The sequence below is a fragment of the Kitasatospora humi genome (assembly GCF_020907985.1).
Taxonomy (GTDB): domain Bacteria; phylum Actinomycetota; class Actinomycetes; order Streptomycetales; family Streptomycetaceae; genus Kitasatospora; species Kitasatospora humi.
This window is the reverse complement of the sequence record NZ_JAJJPA010000082.1, coordinates 1-21,315: the sequence shown is the minus strand read 5'-3', so window position 1 is coordinate 21,315 and position 21,315 is coordinate 1. Positions and strand designations below refer to the sequence as shown.

Genomic DNA, 21,315 nt, shown 5'->3' with positions numbered 1-21,315 from the left:
TGCGCACCGGCAGCGTGTTGAGGAACAGGCCCGGCACCCGGTCCGAACCGGCACCGGAGTTCATCCGGCCGAACAGCAGCGTGCCGAACACCACATCGTCACGGCCACTGACCACACCCAGCACCCGCGCCCACGCCAGATGGAAGATGGTGGCCGGACTCACGCCCTTCCGCCGCGCCAAGCCTCGTACCCGCTCGGCCAGTTCACGTTCAACGGCGAGCTGTGCGCGCACCGAGTCGGATCCGTCGCCATGGACGTCGAGCAGGCCGAACGGCGCCGTCGGCTCCGTCACATCACCGAGCAGTTCGGCGAAGTAGCGTTCGTGCTCCTCGCGCGGCACGCCCAGCCGGGCGTGCGCCACGAAGTCCCGGAACGGCAAGGGCGTCGGCAGCGTGTCGGCGCGCCCGGACATGAACGCCCGCAGCTCTTCGAGCAGTACATCCAACGTGGTGTGATCCTGCACCAGGTGGTGCATCCGCAGCATCGCCAGCCAGCGCTCACCAGCCGGTTCAGCGGTGACATGCACGTCCATCAACGGAGCGCTGCCGAGATCCATCCAGGACCCGCCGAGAGCGGTCAACTGCTCAAACGGGGCGGAGCCCTGTGGGTCCAGCACGACCTCCTGCACCGGCAGTTCGACGTGCCGGGACACCACCTGCACCGGCTCGCGCAACCCCTCCCACACGAACGCCGTGCGGTAGACGTCGTGCCGGTCCACCACCTGCCGCAGCGCATCGAGGAACGCGTCCAACCGCTCCCGCGAATCGAACTCCAGCACCGACGGCTGTGCGTACACATCGGCCTCGCCGCTGTCGCGGTCGGCGAGCAGGTGGTGGAAGAAGAGCCCCTCCTGCAGCGGGGCCAGCGGGTAGACGTCCTTCACATTGGCCGCGCCGCCCTCGACCGCCGCCACCACCCGCTCGATCTCCGCCGCAGTGAGCTCCACCAGCGGCAGCATCTCCGGCGTGATCTCCGCAGCATCCGCAGGGATCAGGTTCGGCGGCACCACCACCTGGACCGCGCCGGTCGCTGCGGCCAGACCGGCCGGTGTCGGCGACTGGAACATCGCCTTCACCGACACCGATACGCCTTGTGCCCGAAGCCTCTCCACCAGGGTGACAGCGAGCAACGAGTGACCGCCCAGCGCGAAGAAGTCGTCCTCCATACCGACCTGTTCGATACCCAGCACCTGGGCGAAGGCCTGGCAGAGCAACTCTTCCTGGGCGTTGGCCGGTGACCGGCCCGCGCCGGCGGAGTACTCCGGTGCGGGCAGTGCCCTGCGATCCACCTTCCCGTTCACCGTCAGCGGCAGCTCGTCGAGGACCACGACCGCAGCCGGAACCATGTACCCCGGCAGTCGCTCAGCCACGAACTCACGGACGGAGGCGTCCAGTTCTGCCCCAGCACCGTCCCCGATGACGTACGCGACCAGGCGCTTGTCGCCGGGGGCATCCTCACGCGCGATCACCGCGACCTGCGCCACCAGCGGATGCGCGGCCACCACCGACTCCACCTCACCGGGTTCCACCCGGAAGCCGCGGATCTTCACCTGCTCATCCGCGCGCCCCGCGAACACCAACTCGCCGTCCACGGTCCACCGCACCACATCCCCGGTCCGGTACATGCGCTCACCCGCAGCCCCGAACGGCGAGGCGACGAACCGCTCCGCGGTCAGCCCCGCGCGCCTCAGGTAACCGCGCGCCAGACCCGCACCCGCGACATACAGCTCACCCGCCACCCCCACCGGCACCGGCCGCAGCGACCCGTCCAGCACGTACACCCGGGTGTTCCGGATCGGCCCGCCGATGGGCACCACGCCCGACCCCTGCAGCGGCCCGCTCATCGTGGCACACACCGTGGTCTCGGTCGGCCCGTAGGCATTGACCATCCGGCGGCCCACCGACCACCGCTCGACCAGCTCCGGCGGGCACGCCTCACCCGCCACCACCAGCGTCATCCCGTCCGGCAGCCCGCCCTCGGGCAGCACCGCCAGCCCGGCGGGCGGCAGCGTCGCATGCGTCACCCGGTGCCGCCGCAGCACCTCCACCAGCGCCGGCCCCGGCAGCAGCTCCTCCGCCGCCGCCAACACCAACCGCGCCCCGGACAGCAGCGCCATGCACGTCTCCCACACGGCCGCATCGAAGCTCGGCGACGCGAACTGGAGCACACGGCTGCCCGAGTCCACCCCGAACCGCTCGACCTGACTCGCGACCATCCCGGCGATACCGCGATGGGAGACCACAACACCCTTGGGGCGCCCGGTGGAACCGGAGGTATAGATCACATACGCCGACGAGTCCAGCATCAAGGGAGCGGTACGCTCCGCGTCCACCACATCGCCGCCGCCCAGCTCCGGACCGCTCCACTCGATCCCATCCACCAGGACCTGCGGCACCGGCACCGGCACCGACACCGCATCGCGGGTCGCCCCATCCGTCAGCACACACACCGGAGCCGCGTCACCGAGCACGTACGCGATGCGTTCCGCCGGATACGCCGGATCGACCGGCAGATACACCCCACCCGCCTTCAGCACCGCCAGCATCGCCACCACACCCGCCACCGACCGCGGCAACGCCACCGCCACAATGCGCTCCGGCCCCACCCCACGACTGATCAAGAACCGCGCAAGACGATTCGCCCGATCATTCAACTCACCATAAGAAACCGTCAGTTCACCAGACTCCAGAGCCGCCGCGCCCGGATCCGCAGCCACCTGCGCCTCGAACAACCCCGCCAGCGTCACCGGCGGCACCCACGCCGCCGTCTCGTTCCACCCCTCCACCACCACCCGACGCTCAGCCGCACCCATCACATCCACGGCGCTCAACCGTGTCCCCGGCTGCGCCGTCACCGTCTCCACGACCTGGACCAACCAACCCGCGATCCGCCGCACGGTCTCCGCATCGAACAGGTCGGCCGCCGCATTCAGCGTGCCGCGCAACCCCGCCGGCACGCCCTGCGCGTCATAGACCTCACCAACACTCACCTCCAGGTCGAACTTCGCCGCCAGTGCGCCCACGGCGAGTGCCCCAGGCCGCAAGCCGGGCAAGTCCAACGCCGCCGAAGCCGTGTTCTGAACGGTCAACGAGACCTGGAACAGCGGATGCCGAGCCATTGACCGGACCGGCGCCAGCTCCTCCACCAGCTTCTCGAACGGCACGTCCTGATGCTCGAACGCCCCAAGACCGGCCTCCCGCACCCGCTCCAGCACCTCACCGAAGGTCGGATCACCGGACAGGTCGGTACGCATCACCAGCGTGTTGACGAAGAACCCGACCAGGTCGTTGAGCGCCTCGTCGCTACGCCCGGCGATCGCGGAACCGATCGGGATGTCCGTGCCCGCCCCCAGGCGGTTGAGCGTCACCGCCAGCGCGGCCTGCAGCGCCATGAACAGGGTCACTCCCCGCTCCCGGGCCAGGGCCCTGAGTCGCTGGTGCGTCTCGGCGGAGACAGCCAGCTCCACACTCTCGCCCCGGTGCGAAGCCGTCGCCGGGCGCCGGCGGTCCACCGGCAGCTCCAGCTCCTCCGGAACACCGGCCAACGCCCCACGCCAGTAGGCCACCTGACCGGACAGCACACTGTCCGGGTCCTGCTCGCTACCGAGCAACTCCCGCTGCCACAAAGCGTAGTCCGCGTACTGCACCGGCAACGGCTCCCACGCAGGCACCCGACCCGCGGACCGCGCCGCATACGCCACCGACACATCCCGCGCCAACGGCGCCGTCGACCACCCGTCCCCGGCGATGTGGTGAACCACCACCACCAACGCGTGGTCATCCCAACCCACCGCGAACAGCGTTGCCCGCAACGGAATTTCGGACGAGAGGTCGAAGGCGTACGCAGCAGCCCCGGCCACCGCGGCATCCAACTCCGCTGCCCCGACCGCCACCACCGGCAGCTCGAACCCGGCCTCGTCGGCCGGCAGCACGTGCTGGAACGGCTCGCCGTCCACGACCGGGAACACCGTGCGCAGCACCTCGTGCCGTCCGACCACGTCGCGCAGCGCTTCCGCCAGGGCGTCGCGGTCCAGCTCGCCGGTCAGGCGCAGTGCCATCGGGATGTTGTAGGTCGCGCTCGGGCCCTCCAACTGAGCCAGGAACCACAGGCGGCGCTGCGCGAACGACAGCGGTACCCGCTCCGGACGCTCCACCGGCACCAACGCCGCCCGGCCTGCGCCGGCCTCGCCCAGCCAGGCCGCGACCGCGGCCGGCGTCGGCCGCTCGAACAGCACCCGCAGCGGCAACTCCACGCCCAGCACCGCACGCACCCGGCTCACCAACCGCATCGCCAGCAGCGAGTGGCCACCCAGCTCGAAGAAGTCGTCGTCGACACCGACCGCGGGCAGGCCGAGGACCTCGGCGAAGGCCTGGCAGAGCAGTTCCTCCTGCACGGTCGCCGGTGCCCGGCCAGCGCCTGCGGCGTACTCCGGTGCGGGTAGGGCCTTGCGGTCCAGCTTGGCATTCGCGGTCAGCGGCAGCTCGTCCAGCAGCACGACCGCGGCGGGGACCAGGTAGGACGGCAGCCGTCCAGACACGAACTCACGTACTGCGGCGGCCAGTCCGGTGCTGTCGCCGGCCGCGACGACGTAGGCGACCAGGCGCTTGTCACCCGGCACGTCCTCCCGCGCGATCACCGCGGCCTGCGCCACCTGCGGGTGCGCGGCCACCACCGACTCCACCTCGGCCGGCTCCACCCGGAAACCACGGATCTTCACCTGCTCGTCCGCACGACCCGCGAACACCAGCCGCCCGTCCGCCGACCACTTCACCCGGTCACCCGTGCGATACAACCGGCCACCCGCCACACCGAACGGGTCCGCGATGAACCGCTCACCCGTCAGGCCCGGGCGGTTCAGGTAACCGCGCGCCAACCCCGCACCCGCCACGTACAGTTCACCCGCCACACCCACCGGCACCGGAGCCAGGTACTCGTCCAACACGTACACCCGCGTGCCGTCCAACGGCCCACCGATCGGCAGCACCTCACCCAGCGTCTCCAGCGGGCCCACCTCATGCTGAGTGGCGCACAGCGTCACCTCCGTCGGCCCGTACAGGTGCCGCACCACCACACCCGCGTTGGCCTCCAGCACCCGGCGCACCGCACCCACCGGCACCACGTCACCACCGGTCAACACCTCACGCACGCCCGCGAAGCACTGCGGATCCTGCTCCGCGATCACCCGGAACAGACCCGCCGTCACATGCACGTGTGACACCGCGCAGTCGACCAGCAGCGACCGCAGCACCCCCGCATCCACCGCACCCGTCGGCGCCACCACCACCGTCGCACCCGACAGCAACGCCACCCACACCTCGTACGAGGAGGCATCGAAGGCGTGCGGGGCCTGGAACAACACCCGATCCCCCGGCCCCACACCCCAGTGCGAAGCCGACGCCAGCTCCACCAGATCCCGCTGCGTGGTCATCACACCCTTGGGCACACCCGTCGAACCCGAGGTGTACATCACATACACCGGGCACTCCGGAGCCACCTCAACGCCGGTCACCACCGCCGACCCGGCCGGCAGATCCTCACCGTCGACCACCAGCACCGGCGCCTCCACCGACTCCGGCACCCGCGAGGCAGCATCCCGCGTGGTCAGCACACACACCGGCGTCGCGTCCTGGAGCACGAACGCGATCCGCTCCGACGGATACTCCACATCCACCGGCAGATACGCACCGCCCGCCTTCACCACCGCCAGCAACGCCACCAACAGCTCGACCGAGCGGTCCATCACCACACCGACCAGCGACTCCGCGCCGACCCCGCGATCCCGCAGCACACCCGCCAACGCAGCGGCCCGCACGTCCAACTCCGCGTACGACAGCTCCACGCCACCGGACATGACCGCCACGGCATCCGGCGTCCGCGCCACCTGCGCCGCGAACACCTCGGCCACCGACAGCTCCGGAGCGGCGACAGCCGTGTCGTTCCAGGCAGTCAGCAGCCGCTCCCGCTCGGCCCCATCCAGCACCCGCACCGCCGACAACCGCGTCCGCGGCTCAGCGGCAACCGTCTCGAGGACCCGCAGCAGCCAACCCGCGAAACGCTCCGCCGTCCCCGCATCGAACAGATCCGCGGCCGCGATCAACGAGCCCTGCAAGCCGGCAGGAGAACCCGCAGCGTCGTGGACCTCGCCAACCGACAGCTCCAGGTCGAACTTGGCCGCGCCCGTCCCGCCGGCCAGCGGGTCGATCCGCAGACCGGGGAGCCCCAACGCCACCGAAGCCGTGTTCTGAACGGTCAGCATGACCTGGAACAGCGGATGCCGAGCCAGCGACCGGACCGGCGCCAACTCCTCCACCAGCTTCTCGAACGGCACGTCCTGATGCTCGAACGCCCCAAGGCCGGCCTGCCGCGCCCGATCGAGCACCTGGGCCACGGTTGGGTCACCGGACAGGTCGTTACGCATCACCAGTGTGTTGACGAAGAACCCGACCAGCTCGTCCAGCGCCTCATCCGTGCGCCCGGCCACCGCCACTCCGATGGGAATGTCGTTCCCCGCACCCAGGCGGTTGAGGGTGACCGCGAGTGCGGCCTGGAGCACCATGAACAGGGTCGATCCCTGCTCCCGCGCGACGTCCAGCAGGCGCCCGTGCAACTCACCGGGCACCCGCAGCGCGACCCGATGTCCACCGTGGCCGGCCACCGCCGGACGCGGCCGATCGGTCGGCAGCTCCAGTTCGACCGGCGCCCCGGCCAACGCCTCGCGCCAGTACGCCACCTGTCCGGAAAGCACACTGTCCGGATCCTGCTCATCCCCGAGCAGTTCACGCTGCCATAGCGCGTAGTCCGCGTACTGCACCGGCAGCGGCTCCCACTCAGGCGCCCGGCCCTCCAACCGCGCCGCATACGCCACCGACAGGTCCCGCGCCAACGGCGCCGTCGACCAGCCGTCCCCGGCAATGTGATGAACCACCACCACCAGCACATGGTCGTCCGGACCCACCGCGAACAGCGTTGCCCGCAACGGGATCTCGGACGAGAGGTCGAACGCGTACGCGCCTGCTGCGGCCACCAAGGCCGACAGCTCTTCCGAGGCCGCGTCGACGACCGCGAGCTCGAACCCGGCCTCCTCGACACCGAGCACGCGCTGGTACGGCTCGCCGTCAACCGCAGCGAACACCGTGCGGAGAACCTCGTGACGCCCGATGACGTCCCGCAGTGCGGCGCTCAGCGCCGCCCGCTCCACCTGCCCGGTCAGCCGCACGGCCATCGGGAGGTTGTAGGTCGCGCTCGGACCCTCCAACTGGGCCAGGAACCAGAGACGGCGCTGCGCGAAGGACAGCGGCACCCGCTCCGGGCGCTCCACCGGCACCAACGCCGCCCGGCTCGCGCCGGCCTCACCCAGCCAGGCCGCGACCGCGGCCGGCGTCGGCCGCTCGAACAACACCCGCAACGGCAACTCCACACCCAGCACGACCCGGATCCGGCTCACCAACCGCATCGCCAGCAGCGAGTGTCCGCCCAGCACGAAGAAGTCGTCGTCGACACCAACCGCGGGCAGCCCGAGCACCTCGGCGAACGCCTCGCACAGCATCCGCTCCTGCTCGGTGGCCGGCTCCCCGCCCGCACCGGCGGCGGCCGCGAGGTCCGGCGCCGGGAGCGCACGGCGGTCCAGCTTGCCGTTCACCGACAGCGGCAGCGCATCCAGCACCACCACCGCCGACGGAACCATGTAGGACGGCAACCGTTCACCCACGAACTCCCGCACCATCGCGCCAAGTTCATCGGAGTCACCGGCGGCCGTCACCACATAGGCCACCAAACGCTTGTCACCCGGCACGTCCTCACGCGCCACCACTGCCGCCTGAACGACCCGCGGATGCGCGGCCACCGCCGCCTGCACCTCGCCCAACTCGATCCGGAAACCGCGGACCTTGACCTGCTCATCCGCACGACCCAGGTACTCGATCTCACCGTCCCGGCTCCAGCGCACCAAGTCACCCGTGCGGTACAACCGCTCCCCCGCCGCGCCGAACGGGGACGCCACGAAACGCTCCGCCGTCAAACCCGCACGACCCAGGTACCCACGCGCCAACCCCGCACCCGCCAGGTACAACTCACCCGCCACACCCGCGATCACCGGCTGCAACGACCCGTCGAGCACATAGGCGCGGGCGTTGGCGATCGGCCGGCCGATCGGCACCGCACCCGCCACCTCGCCCTCGGCGAACCACGCCGTCGAGTACACCGTCGCCTCGGTCGGACCATAGATGTTCGCCACCCGCACCCCCGGCAGCGCACCACGAACCGCCGACACCGCATCCGCCGTCAGCGCCTCACCCGCCAGCACCACCGTCCTCGGCGCCACCGACAGTCCCTCACCCGTCAGGATCTGCGCGAACGCCGACGGCACACCACTGACCAGCGACACACCCCACTCGGTGCGCCCACCATCGACCAGCGCCAGCAGATCCGGCACCACCTCCACCGAACCACCCGACACCAACGGCCCGAACAGCTCGAACACCGAAACGTCGAAGTTGAACGACGTCGACACCAACACCCGCTCGAAGTCGCCACCCCCGAACACACCCGAGGCCCACGACAACAGCGCCGCCACCGAACGATGCTCGACCACCACACCCTTCGGCCGACCCGTCGACCCCGACGTGTAGATCACATACGCCGGATGCGCCAAAGCCAACGGCGCCAACCGCTCCGCATCCGACGGCGCATCAGCCGACAGAGCCGCCAAGGAGGCCACCGTCTCGGGAGCGTCCAGCACCACCGACCGCACCGAAACCGGCACCACCGGGAGCGTAGCCCCCGACACCAGCGCCACCACCGGCGACGCATCCGCCACCATGAACCCGATCCGCTCCGCCGGATACCCCGGATCCACCGGCAGATACGCACCCCCCGCCTTCAACACACCCAGCAGCGCCACCACCGCATCCACACCGCGCGGCAGACACACCGCCACCACCGACTCCGGACCGACCCCCTCGCCGACCAGCAACCGCGCCAGCCGATTCGCCCGCGCATCCAACTCCGCGTACGACACCTCGACACCCTCGAACACCACTGCCACCGCACCCGGCGTCCGCGCCACCTGCGCCTCGAACAACCCCGGCAACGTGGACGGCTCGACCTCGACCGTCGGTCCGCTGGCCATGGCCAGGAGCCGCTCGCGCCCTGCGGTGTCCAGTACCTCCACGGCACTCAGCGGGAGGTCCCGGTTGCTCTCCAGCGCTGCCACCAGATTGCCCACGACGGTGTGCAGCAGCGCGCACACCATGGACGCGTCGATCCGGGCCGTCGCGTCGACCGTCAGCCGGAAGCCGACCCCGAGGTCATCGACTGCCACGAGGAGCGGGTAGTTGGTGTGCTCCCGGCTGTGCCGCACGGTGATTCCGTCCAGCACGGCACCGGCCGACTGTTCCGGCTCCTTGGCGGCGACCTGGGCGGCGGCCTGGTTGTGCCGGTAGTTGAAGAGCGAGGTGAACAGCGGGCTGCCGCCCGTCACCCCGCTGGCCCGCTGCGCCAGCGCCAGCGGCGCGTGCTCGTGCACCAGCAGCTCGGCCAACTGCCGCCGCACCCCGGACAGCGCCTCGGCCACTCCCTGCGAGCCGGCGCTCACCCGCATCGGCAGGGAGTTGATGAAGGGCCCGTGGACCTGGTCGGCGCCGCTGCCGGCGTTCATCCGGCCGAACAGCACCGTGCCGAACACCGCGTCGTCACGGCCGCTCACCGCACCCAGCACTCGCGCCCACGCCAGGTGGAACACGGTTGCCGGGCTCACCCCGAGATCACGGGCCAACCCCCGCAGCCGCCCGGTCAGTTCCTCGTCGACGGGCAGCTGGGCGCGCTCCGCTGCGACACCGTCGCTGTGCACGTCGAGCAGGCCGAATGGGGCGGTGGTCTCGGTGACGTCGCCCAGCAGATCGGCGAAGTACCGCTCGTGCTCCTCGCGCGGCACGCCGAGGCGGGCCTGGGCGACGAAGTCGCGGAACGGCAGCGCCTCGGGCAGCGCCGCGCCCCGGCCTGCGACGAAGGCGCGCACCTCCCGCAGCAGCGCTTCCTGGGTGGTGTGGTCCCGGACCATCTGGTGGATGCGCAGCAGGGCCAGCCAGCCGTCGCCATCCGGTTCGGCGGCGATGTGCATGTCCATCAGCGGGGCCCTGCCGAGCTCCATCCAGGCGCCCGCGACGGCCAGAAGCTGCTCCGCCGCGTCCGTGCCGTCCGGGTCCAGCGCGACCTCCTGGACCGGCAGTTCGGCGTGTCGGGCCACGACCTGGACCGGCTCGCGCAGGCCCTCCCAGACGATCGCCGTGCGGTAGATGTCGTGCCGGTCCACGATCTGCTGCATCGCGCCGAGGAAGGCGTCGAGCAGCGCGCGGGAGTCGAAGCCGAGCACGATCGGCAGCACGTAGACGTCGCGGCCCTCACCCTTGGCCATCAGGTGGTGGTAGAAGACCCCCTCCTGGAGCGGGGCCAGCGGGTAGACGTCCGCCACATTGGCCGCGCCGCCCTCGACCTGCGCCACGATCCGCTCGATCTCCGCCGCGGTGAGCTCCACCAGTGGCAGCATCTCGGGCGTGATCTCCGTGGCGCCGTCCGGGATCGCGTTCGGCGGCACTGCCACCTGCTTCGGGCCGGTCACCGCAGCCAGGTTCGCCACGGTCGGAGTGTCGAACAGTGCCCGGATCGAAATCGACACGCCGCGCGCCCGCAGCTTCTCGACCAGCGAGACGGCGAGCAGCGAATGACCGCCCAGGGCGAAGAAGTCGTCGTCGACGCCGACGCTGTCCAGGCCCAGGACCTCGGCGAACGCCTCGCACAGGATCTCCTCCTGCGCGGTGGCCGGACCCCGGCTCGAACTCCCGGCAGCAGCCGCGAAGTCCGGCGCGGGCAGCGCCTTGCGGTCCAACTTCCCGTTGCCCGTCAGCGGCAGGGCATCCAGAACCACCACGGCGGAGGGCACCATGTGCTCCGGCAACCGGGCCGCCGCGAACGTGCGCACCGCCCCGGTCAGGGTGTCATCCACGTCCTCCGGGTCGTCCGCGACCACGTACGCCACCAGGCGCTTGTCGCCCGGGGTGTCCTCGCGCGCGATCACGGCCGCCTGGGCGACCAACGGATGAGCCACCAGGAGGCCGGCCACCTCACCCGGCTCGATCCGGAAACCACGGATCTTCACCTGCTCATCCGCACGACCCAGGAACACGACCTCGCCATCGGCCGTCCAACGCGCCCGGTCACCCGTGCGGTACATCCGCCCGCCCTGCTCGAACGGACACGCCACGAAGCGCTCACCCGTCAACCCCGGCCTGCGCACATAGCCGCGCGCCACCTGGGCCCCCGCCACATACAGCTCACCCGCCACACCCGGCGCCACCGGATTCAGCTGCACATCCAGCACGTAGAAACGGGTGTTGGCCACCGGCGAACCCACCGGCACCACCTCACCCGGCACCAGACGGGTCGTCGCAACACCGATCGTGGTCTCCGTCGGACCGTAGTGGTTGAACACCGAGCGGCCACCGGCCGCCGCCACCAACTCCGCCACCCACCCCGGCGAAGCCGCCTCACCACCCAGCACCACCGAGCGCCCCGGCAGCACCCGCGCCAGACCGCCCGCACCGAGCGCGGCCAGATGCGAAGGCACCACCTTCATGAAGTGGATCCGGTGCTCGGCCAGGTAGTCCGCGACCAGGCGCGGGTCGGTGACCGCCTCCTCGTCGAGGACATGCAGCTCACCACCCGACACCAGGCTCGCGAACAGCACCGTGTTCCCCAGATCGGTGGCCTGCGCCTGCAACAGCGCATACCGACCGCCCTCACCCTCGAAGCCGACCCTGGCCGGCACCGAGGCGACGTAGTTCGCAAGCCCGCCATGCGTGACGGCCACGCCCTTCGGCCGGCCCGTCGAGCCCGACGTGTAGATCACATACGCCAGCGACCGCGGATCCACCACCACCCCGGGGGAACCGGTCGACGCCGCCGCCAACTGCATGGCCGTCAACGTGCCATCCACCGCCACCAGGCGAACACCCACCGACGGCAGATCCTCCAACACCTCGTCAGTGGTCAGCACCAGTTGCGCGCGGGAGTCCTTCACCGTGAACGCGACCCGCTCCGCCGGCTGCGAGACATCCACCGGCAGATACGCGGCTCCCGCCTTCCACACCGCCAAGATCCCGGCGATCATCTCCACACCACGCGGCAACGCCAGCCCCACCACCGACTCCGGCCCAACTCCCTGGCTGATCAGGTAGTGGGCCAAGCGGTTCGCTCGCGCATCCAACTCCGCATTCGACACCGACACGCCATCGGCGACAACCGCCACCGCCTCCGGCACCCGCGCCACCTGCGCCTCGAACAACTGCGGAACCATCAACCCCGACAGCTCAAGCGCCGTCCGGTTCCAGCCGTTCAGCACCAGCTCACGATCGCCCTCCGCGAGCACCTCCACCGCGCCGACCCGGACGTACGGATCGTCGGCCATCGCCGTCAGCACCCGTGCCAGGGAGTCCGCGATCCGCCGGGCGACATCGGCGTCGAACAGGTCTGCCGCCGCGGTCAGCATGCCCCGGATCCCCGCCGGCGCGCCCTGCGCGTCGAAGGTCTCGCCGACCATCATGTCCAGGTCGAACTTGGCCCCCGGACGGCCCAGCGGCCAACTCTCGACCCGAACGCCCGGCAGCTCCATGCCCGAGCCGATGTTCTGCATGGTCAGGACCGTCTGGAAGAGCGGCTGGCGGCCCAGCGAGCGCGCCGGGGCCAGCACCTCCACCAGCTTCTCGAACGGGACGTCCTGGTTCTCCAACCCGTCCAGGGCCACGTCGCGAACGCGCTGCAGCAGCTCGTCGAAGGTCGGGTCATCGGACAGGTCCGTGCGGATCACCAGGGTGTTGACGAAGCAGCCGATCAGGTCGTTCAGGATCGGATCGGTACGCCCCGCGATGGCCGACCCGATCGGGATGTCACGGCCCGCGCCCAGGCGGGACAGCGTCACCGCCATCGCCGCCTGCAGCACGACGAACATGCTGGCCCGGCGTTCGCGCGCGAGGCGGAGCAGCCGGCCGTGCACCTCGGCCGGCACCTCCAGCTCCGCCTGGTGGCCGCGGTGCGAGGCGACCTCCGGACGCGGCCGGCTGACCGGGAGCTCCAGTTCCTCGGGCAGCCCGGCCAGCGCCTCGCGCCAGTAGGCCACCTGCTGCGACAGCAGGCTGTCCGGGTCGGCCTCCTCGCCGAGCGACTCGCGCTGCCACACGGCGTAGTCGGTGTACTGCACCGGAAGCGGTTCCCACCCCGGCTCCCGGCCCTCCAGCCGCGCCGCGTAGGCCAGGGACAGATCGCGCGTCAGCGGACCGATCGACCAGCCGTCACCGGCGATGTGGTGCACGACGACCACCAGCACCTGCTCATCCGGCCCGTCGGAGAACAGCCAGGCGCGCAGCGGGATCTCGGTGGCGAGGTCGAAGGCGTAGCGGGATGCCCCGGTGACCGCGACGTCCAGCTCCTCCGGCGCCACCTCGATCACCGGCAGTTCGAACCGCGCCTCGGCGAGCGGCAGCACGTTCTGGTGGGGCTGGCCGTCGGCAGTCTCGGGGAAGACGGTCCTGAGCACCTCATGGCGCTCGATCAGGTCACGGAAGGCGGCGTTCAGCGCCTTGTGGTCCAGCCGCCCGGTGATCCGGGCCGCCATCGGGGTGTTGTAGGTGGCGGAGGCTCCTTCGAGCTGCCACAGGAACCACAGCCGGCGCTGGGCGAACGACAACGGAATCAACGGGACTCCTCCTGCTTGCGCACCGGCCGCAAAGCGAGCCTGGCCTGCTTCTTCTTTCCATCGGTCTGTTCGGCTAGCGCGGCCGCGATCGCAGCCGGCGTCGACGCCTCGTCATGCACTCGCATCGGCAACTCGACCCCTAGCGGCGCCCACGCCCGGCTGACCAGCTGAGTGGCCAGCATCGAGTGACCGCCGAGGGCGAAGAAGTCGTCCTCTACGGACCCTGTTCGGACGCACCCATTACTCGTATCCCTCAATCGATCGACGCACTCTGGAAGAACAAAGGCAGGACGCCGAACCACGGCACCGGGACCGCGCGATTCGAACCGGCCAACCCATATCCCGTCGGACTCCGCCGCCGGCAAGACAAACCCGCACTAGAAGCCCTGCAGACTCTGAAGGACCTTCAGGCTGGCGGCAGTTCGGCCGCCAGGCCGGCCAGGTGAACGGTGAGCGCCGCAACCGTGTCGACGTCCCACACCAGGGCGGGCTCCACGGTCACGCCCAGCTTGTCCTCGATGTCCCCGCACAACGCGAAGGCGTACACCGACTCCAACCCGTACTCGGCGAGCGAGACCTCCGGATCGATCTCCCCCACCGGCATCTCCAGGTAGTAGGACACTCGCTCCAACAACCACCGTTCGATGTCCTCGCCCGGCACCCGCACACCCACTTCCCGATCAGTCATCGAAGTCCCCTTCCCATCAAGCACACGACGGACCGTCAATTCAAAGCCCAGGTCCTCCGAATGCGTGGGAGAGCGATATGGAGCAGTTCCTGCTCGAACCGGTGCTTCGCGCAGTAAGGGCAAGAATCCCGGCGTAATGCCAGACCCCTGCTGTCGGGCTGCCTCAGCGGGCCGGCCCAACAGCAGGGGCGCTACTTCTTCATCGCTTCGATCAGGCTCTTGGACGGGACTCCACCGACGAGCCGTGCCAGGCCACCCGCACCAGTCTCCACAACGCCAAGAGCCCCAGTCACCTGTCCTCCCCGCTTCACTATGGTGCAGGCCCGCACGACTAATCAATCCTTGATCGTCACCATGGTCACCGTTCAACTGCGTTGGAGCGCCGGTTGAACAACGGCTCGAGGGAGGGGGTCTGCTGCGGATGGACGGCGGCGAGGGCCGGCGGTAATAGGGCGCGTTCTCACCTCATGTAGGCCAGGCCGGCCGTAAATCTCCATGTTGACGGGCCGTCGGTTCTTCAATACCCGAGGAGCGTGATCGCGGCGGCGCGTTCAGGTGGTGAGCGTGCGCGGTTCAGCAGTGAGGCGGCAGGCCCCGTAACATGAGCGGCTCCCCGGCGAGCCGACAGTCATTCGCCAGGCACTCTTGCACGCGGTCGCCCGGCTGATCAACAGTCCATCGGCACGGCCGACGCTCCCGGCAGGCGGCCGAGCCGAACCGGCGCGTTCAACTGAGGCCTCCCGTCGGTTGAACAACTCGACGCCCAACGTCCCAACCACCAAAAAGATTTCCCATGAGCGTGCAGCGGGGCTGGGCACCGTGGCGGTTCACGCCCGAGAGCACCGGGCAGATCGCGGGAGCCCTGGTCCGCCGCCGGTGGACCAGGGCTCCCGGTTCGGTCGGGCGCCGAGCATGGCGTCACTCGGGCGGCGGGACGATCTTCGCCTCATGGGCGGCGATGGCGAGCTGCACCCGGTCGCGCGCATTGAGCTTGGCAAGCAGACGTGCCACATGGCTCTTGGTGGTGGCCATGCTGATGTACAGGTGGGCGGAGATCTCGCTGTTGGACATGCCGCGCCCGATCAGAGTCAGGACCTCGAGCTCGCGGTCGGTGATCCCCTCGATCTTCCTTCGGGGCGGTTCGGGAGCCGCTTCCCGGGTGGTGAACTCCGCGATGATCCGTCGGGTGACGCCCGGAGCGAGCAGGGCGTCACCGGCGGCGACCACCCGGATCGCCGCGAGGATCTCCTCCAGCACCATGTCCTTGACCAGGAACCCGCTGGCGCCGGCGCACAGCGCGGCGTAGACGTTCTCGTCGTCGTCAAAGGTGGTGAGCATGACCACCCCGACCTGCCCGGTTTCCGCCTTGATCCGCCGGGTGGCCTCGATGCCGTCCATGACGGGCATCCGGATGTCCATCACCACGACGTCGGGGCGGAGGTCTCTGGCCAGCTGGACCGCCTCGGCTCCGGTGCCGGCCTCGCCGGCGATCTCGATGTCCGGGGCATCGGAGATGACCATGCGCAGGCCGGCACGCACCAGCGGCTGGTCATCAACGAGTACGACGCTGATTGTCATGCCGGAAGCCTAGCCGCCACCCGGAACCCCCCCTCCGGCCTCGGTCCGGCGCTGAACTGGCCGTGGAGCAGCGCGACACGCTCGCGCATCCCGACGATTCCGTAGCCGCTCCCCACGCTGCTGCTCGCACCGCCGCGCCCGTCGTCGACGACCTCGATGGCGAGCCCGTCCTCCAGGTAGTCGACGTTGATGCCGCATCTGGCGGCGCCCGCGTGTCGCAGCACGTTGGTCAGGGACTCCTGGATGATGCGGTAGGCGGACAGGTCGATCTCGGCCGGCAATGGGCGTTTCTCGCCACCCCACCGGATGTCGACGTGCACCCCGGCGTCCCCCGCCACCGCGACCAGCTTCTCGATGTCCGCCAGACCCGATGCCGGAGCCGTCTGCGCTTCGTCCGCGTCCGCCTCGCGCAGCGCGATCAGCATGCGCCGCAACCCGGCGAGCGTGTCGCGGCTGGTGAGCTCGATGGCTTTCAACGCCTCGCGGGCGCCGGCCGGCTGGGTCTCGATGACCCGCGCCGCCGCACCGGCCTGGATCGCGATGACGCCGACGCTGTGCGCGACCATGTCGTGCAGCTCGCGGGCGATCCGCAGCCGCTCGGCCTGGACCGCCTGGGTCGTGGCCTGGGTGCGCAGGGTCTCGGCGTGGTCCTGCCGCAGCCGGATCCAGCTGCCGAGGATCCACGCGATGATGGTCACCACCACCTGGAAGGCCGACGGAAGCTTGAAGACGCTCAGCAGATCCGCGAGGGGCGCGCCGACCATGTTGACGATGACCCAGGTGATCAGCACGCTGCCCCCGGCCGCGGCCGCGGTGCGCTGCGAATGGGTGATGGTGACGTAGAAGACCAGGACGGTCGCCGCCAGCAGGAGCGGCCAGGTCCTCCCCCCGTAGACCCACACCCCGATCGCCTCGGCCAGCATGACTCCCAGCACCGGAACCGGTCGCCGGCTGGCCCAACCGATCGGCAGTGCCAGAACGATGGCCACTGCCACCATGAGCAGGGGGGCGGCCAAGCCTTGGAAGAAATGCCGCCCCAGGTAAAGCGAGCGTCCGTCCCCGGCGATCGAGGCGGCGAGCAGCACGATCGCAAACGCGGGGACCGCGCACCAGCTCAGGACGGTCAGGGCGTCGGGCAACCGCCGCGGCAGTGCGGGGAACTTCAGAGCTCGGGTCACGCTGCGATGCTAACCGGGCGATGAGTTGGTGGGATTGACCCGTGGGACTCATCCCCGGGGCTGAGGAGGCCAGGGCACGGTACGGTCTGCGGACCGATGTGCAGCGGCCCTGGCCTGCGGCAGCACCCTCTGGGTATCCAAATCGACGAGCTGACCAAGCGATGCGGTGACGTCCTGGCGGTGGACGGCCTGACGTTCACGGCTGACGGCGCTCCGCGGCGAACCTCGACACAGCTGCCCCCCAGGGCTTCTGAAGACACTTCCAAGCCTTCCGGGCCCCGCCGCGTCCGTACCACACCGCCCGCCGATGCCGGTGACATCCAGCCGCCTCGGATTGATCAGATCGGCCCACTGAACCCCTTAACGCGGCGCAACCGGTCCTCCTATCGTTGGGACGAAAACCGGGCCAAAGAACTGGAGAGGACCTGATCTCGTGTCACCAGTACTGAAATGGCGGGTCGTTGGCGGCAAGCCGGCCACGACACAGGTCGCCGGGCTCACCGAGATGGCACAGGTCCGCACGTGGCTCGAGGACGTCCGTCCGCAACTGACCGCGGCTCTGCGGGAGCACGGCGCCATCTACCTGCGTGGTCTGCCGATGGCGACCGTCGAGGACTTCGCGCAGATCCGCGACGTGCTCATCAGCGAGCGGACCCCGTACCGGGAGAAGGCCACTCCCCGGAGCCGGCTCGGCGACGACGTCTTCTCCTCGACGGACCTCCCGGCCTCGCAGTCGATCCGGATGCACAACGAGAACAGCTACACGCTGACCTTCCCCGGCCGGTTGCTGTTCGGCTGCCTGATCGCACCCCCGCAGGGCGGGGCGACGCCCGTCGCGGACTGCCGCAAGGTCCTCCACGCGCTCCCCGAGCAGGTGGTCGAGAAGATCCGGACCGCCGGGTGGCGACTCTCGCGCAGCTTCTCCGAGCACATTTCCACCGACTGGCAGACCGCGTTCGCCACCGATGACGTGGATGAGGTCGCGCGCTACTGCGCGGACAACCTCATCGGCCACCAGTGGTACGACGACGGCACCTTGAAGACCAGCCAGATCCGTCCAGGAATCATCACCCACCCGTCGAGCGGCGAGGAGGTGTGGTTCAACCACCTGCTCTTCTGGAACGAGTGGGCGCTGGACGAGGACCTGCGGGAGGCGCTGGTCGACGAGTTCGGACGCGACGGCCTCCCGTTCAACACCGAGTTCGGCGACGGGGCCGCGCTGAGCAGCGAGGACCTCCAGGCCATCCAGGCGGCCTATGACGCGGCCACGGTGCGCGAGACCTGGCAGCCGGGCGACGTGATGCTGGTCGACAACATCCTGACCGCACACGGCCGGGATCCGTTCCGCGGCGACCGGAAGATCGTGGTGGCCATGGGCGACCCGGTCGAGCTCTCGGAGTGCCGGCCGACCGTCGAGCCCGCGCCCGCGTTCGCCTGAACCTGAGCGGCGCCGTCAGGCCGCGCCGGTCTGACAGCAGCGCCCCGCCCTATTCGTTTGCGCAAGGAGCTCGTTCTCGTGACTGACCTCGCTCAGAAGCCGGTTGACCTGGTGGCACGCTTCCTCGCTACCGCACAGCACGCCCCGGACCGGATCGCCGTACGGGGCGCGGACGGTGAGCTCACCTTCGCCGAACTCGACCAGCGGACCGCACAGCTCGCCGGTGCGCTGGCCGCCCGTGGCGTCGGCACCGGGGACCTGGTCGGGGTCAGCCTGCCGCGCAGCACCCAGCTGGTCGTGTCGCTGCTCGCGGTGTGGCGGGCGGGTGCGGCCTACCTCCCGCTGGACCCCCGCTATCCGGTGGACCGCCTGGAGTACATGGCCGAGGACGCCGGCATCCGGGTGCTGGTGGGGGCGCCGAACCACGTCCTGCGGGCATCCGGTCTGGAGATCGTCGCCCCGGACTCCGTGGCCGGCGACCCCGAGGCCGCCGACTCGGAGCCGGTGGCCGCCGATCCGCTCGACCCGGCGTACGTGATCTACACCTCGGGCTCGACCGGTCGGCCCAAGGGCGTCCAGGTCGGACGGGGATCCGTCGCAGACCTGGTCACGGCCCTGGAGCGGGCCGGCGTCTACGCCGAAGAACCGCGGGTCGTCGGCTGGAACGCCAGCGTCTCCTTCGACGCCTCGGTGCAGCAGTGGGCGCGGATCTGCCGCGGCGACACCATCGCCATCCTCGACGAGGACCAGCGCACCGATCCCGTCCAGCTCCGGACCCTGCTCGACGCGTACGGCATCCAGGACCTCGACCTCACCCCCTCCCACTGGGAGCTGGTGCGGACCTGCCTGCTGGACAGCGGTGCCGACGGCCCGCTGCCGCGCCTGTTCATGGGCGGGGAGCCGGTGCCGGAGCGGACCTGGCAGGAGATCTCCAAGGCGACTGCGAACGGGCTGCTCGAAGCGGTGAACCTCTACGGTCCGACCGAGTGCACCGTGGACGCCACCAGTGCCTGGATCACCGGTGAGGGACCGCACATCGGCCACCCGCTGCCGGGCACCCGGGCGTACGTGGTCGGCGACGACCTCCGGCAGGTGACCGCTCCCGGGGAGACGGGTGAGCTGTACTTGGCCGGCGATGGCCTGGCCCTGGGCTACCTCAACCGGCCGGCCCTGACCGCCGAGCGCTTCGTCGCCGACCCGTTCACGGCGAACGGCAACGGGCCCCGCCTGCTCGGCGACGGCGGGAGGATGTACCGCACCGGGGACCAGGTCCGCCTGCGGGCCGACGGTTCGCTGGAGTTCATCGGCCGGGTCGACCGCCAGGTCAAGATCCGTGGCTACCGGATCGAGCTCGGCGAGGTCGAGGCCGCGGTCTCCTCGCATCGCCGGGTGACCGCCGCCGTGCTGACCGGCTACCGGGACCCCGCACTCGGTGACCAGCTGGTGGCGTACTACGTCGCCGACGAGCCGCCGACCGGCGCGGAGCTGCGCGACCACTGCGCAGCGGTGCTGCCCGAGTTCATGGTCCCCTCGGTCTTCATGGCGGTCGACACCATTCCGCTCACCGTCAACGGCAAGGTCGACTGGGAGGCACTGCCCGCGCCGCGTTCGGCACCCGCCGAGCAGTTCGTCGAACCCCGGGGGACGGTCGAGAAGCTGCTCGCCGAGGTCTGGGCGGAGGTCCTGGGCCGGGACCGGATCAGCGCCGACGACAACTTCTTCGCACTGGGCGGCCACTCGCTCGTCGCCCTGAAGGTGATCAGCCGGCTCAAGCGCGAGCTCGGCCTCGCCGTGCGGACCAAAGAGGTGTACCAGCACCCGCAGTTGCGCGAACTGGCCGGGTACGTCGAGGCCAAGCTCGCCGCGGCACCCGAGACCCCCTGACCCATCACATCGCAAGGAATCCCGCCCATGGCCACCGCCCAGGACCTCATCGTCGTCCGATCCCGCCGAACCGAGAACGCCGCCCGCACCCTGATCTGCCTCGGCTTCTGCGGCGGCGGCACCGGGCAGTACCACCAGTGGGGCAGCGTCCTCCCTCCGGACGTCGACCTCGCCGCCATCTGCTACCCGGGCCGGGAGGGCCGCTTCATGGAGGACTTCGCCCAGACCTGGGACGCCCTCGCCGACGACGCGACCCAGGCCGTGCTCTCCGCCGCGGCCGAGGGCCCCTATGTGCTCCTCGGTCACAGCATGGGCGGCTGGATGGCCTTCGACGTCACCGTGCGCATCGAACGGCTCGGCGGCCCCGCGCCCGAGGCGCTCGTGGTGTCCTCCGCCAACGCGGCCAGCCGCGGACTGACCGTCAAGGACATGTTCCCGGCTCAGGAGGACAACGACGAGCAGCTGCTCGGCTGGATGACCATGCACGGGATGATGCCCGAGCACGTCGTCAACGACCCGGACCTGAAGGAGCTCGCGGTCGAGCTGATGCGGGCCGACATCCGGGTCCGGGACACCTTCCACTACGTTCCCGGCTCGAAGGTCAGTGTGCCGCTGCAGGTCCTGACCGGGGAGACGGACACGGTGATCGAGCCCAACGCCGGCGAGCAGTGGCGGGACCTCGCGACCGGTGACTTCCGGCACGACGTCCTGCCTGGCGGCCACTTCTACACGCCGGAGGTCTGGAGTCGGATTCCGACCTACATCCCGGCCCTCTCCGGGGCGTTCAACTCCCGCTGACGCTCCT

General features: G+C 70.2%; 8 protein-coding genes. 3 read left to right on the top strand and 5 right to left on the bottom strand.

Annotated elements, in window-relative coordinates:
* The 5 genes from LN042_RS34920 to LN042_RS34900 form a co-directional block, all read right to left on the bottom strand.
* Positions 1–13,744, bottom strand: a 13,744-nt coding sequence (locus LN042_RS34920) for a non-ribosomal peptide synthetase (RefSeq protein ID WP_230055486.1), incomplete at its 3' end; no start/stop codon positions are given.
* Positions 13,741–14,046 (bottom strand): phosphopantetheine-binding protein, encoded by a 306-nt coding sequence (locus tag LN042_RS34915; protein ID WP_308191916.1) that lies wholly within the window; start codon positions 14,044–14,046, stop codon positions 13,741–13,743. The genes LN042_RS34920 and LN042_RS34915, both read right to left, overlap by 4 nt.
* Before the next feature lie 104 nt (positions 14,047–14,150).
* On the bottom strand, positions 14,151–14,432 hold the full coding sequence (locus LN042_RS34910) for an acyl carrier protein (RefSeq protein WP_230055484.1): 282 nt from the start codon (positions 14,430–14,432) through the stop codon (positions 14,151–14,153).
* Between the two features lie 918 nt (positions 14,433–15,350).
* Positions 15,351–16,010, bottom strand: a complete 660-nt coding sequence (locus LN042_RS34905) for a response regulator (protein WP_230055483.1) — start codon at positions 16,008–16,010, stop codon at positions 15,351–15,353.
* Positions 16,007–17,188, bottom strand: coding sequence for a sensor histidine kinase (locus LN042_RS34900; protein ID WP_230055482.1), 1,182 nt, complete (start codon positions 17,186–17,188; stop codon positions 16,007–16,009). Before LN042_RS34900 ends, LN042_RS34905 begins: the two co-directional genes overlap by 4 nt.
* A 433-nt stretch (positions 17,189–17,621) precedes the next feature.
* Here LN042_RS34900 and LN042_RS34895 point away from each other — a divergent pair, with 433 nt between their 5' ends.
* The 3 genes from LN042_RS34895 to LN042_RS34885 all read left to right on the top strand — a co-directional run bounded on the left by LN042_RS34895 (position 17,622) and on the right by LN042_RS34885 (position 21,308).
* Positions 17,622–18,626 (top strand): TauD/TfdA family dioxygenase, encoded by a 1,005-nt coding sequence (locus tag LN042_RS34895; RefSeq protein WP_230055481.1) that lies wholly within the window; start codon positions 17,622–17,624, stop codon positions 18,624–18,626.
* A 78-nt stretch (positions 18,627–18,704) separates the two neighbouring features.
* Positions 18,705–20,510: a non-ribosomal peptide synthetase gene (locus LN042_RS34890; RefSeq protein WP_230055480.1), complete on the top strand. Its 1,806-nt coding sequence runs from the start codon at positions 18,705–18,707 to the stop codon at positions 20,508–20,510.
* 27 nt (positions 20,511–20,537) lie between these two features.
* The gene (locus LN042_RS34885; protein ID WP_230055479.1) at positions 20,538–21,308 is read left to right on the top strand and encodes a thioesterase II family protein; all 771 of its coding nucleotides are present in this window, start codon (positions 20,538–20,540) and stop codon (positions 21,306–21,308) included.
* Positions 21,309–21,315: the final 7 nt, after the last annotated feature.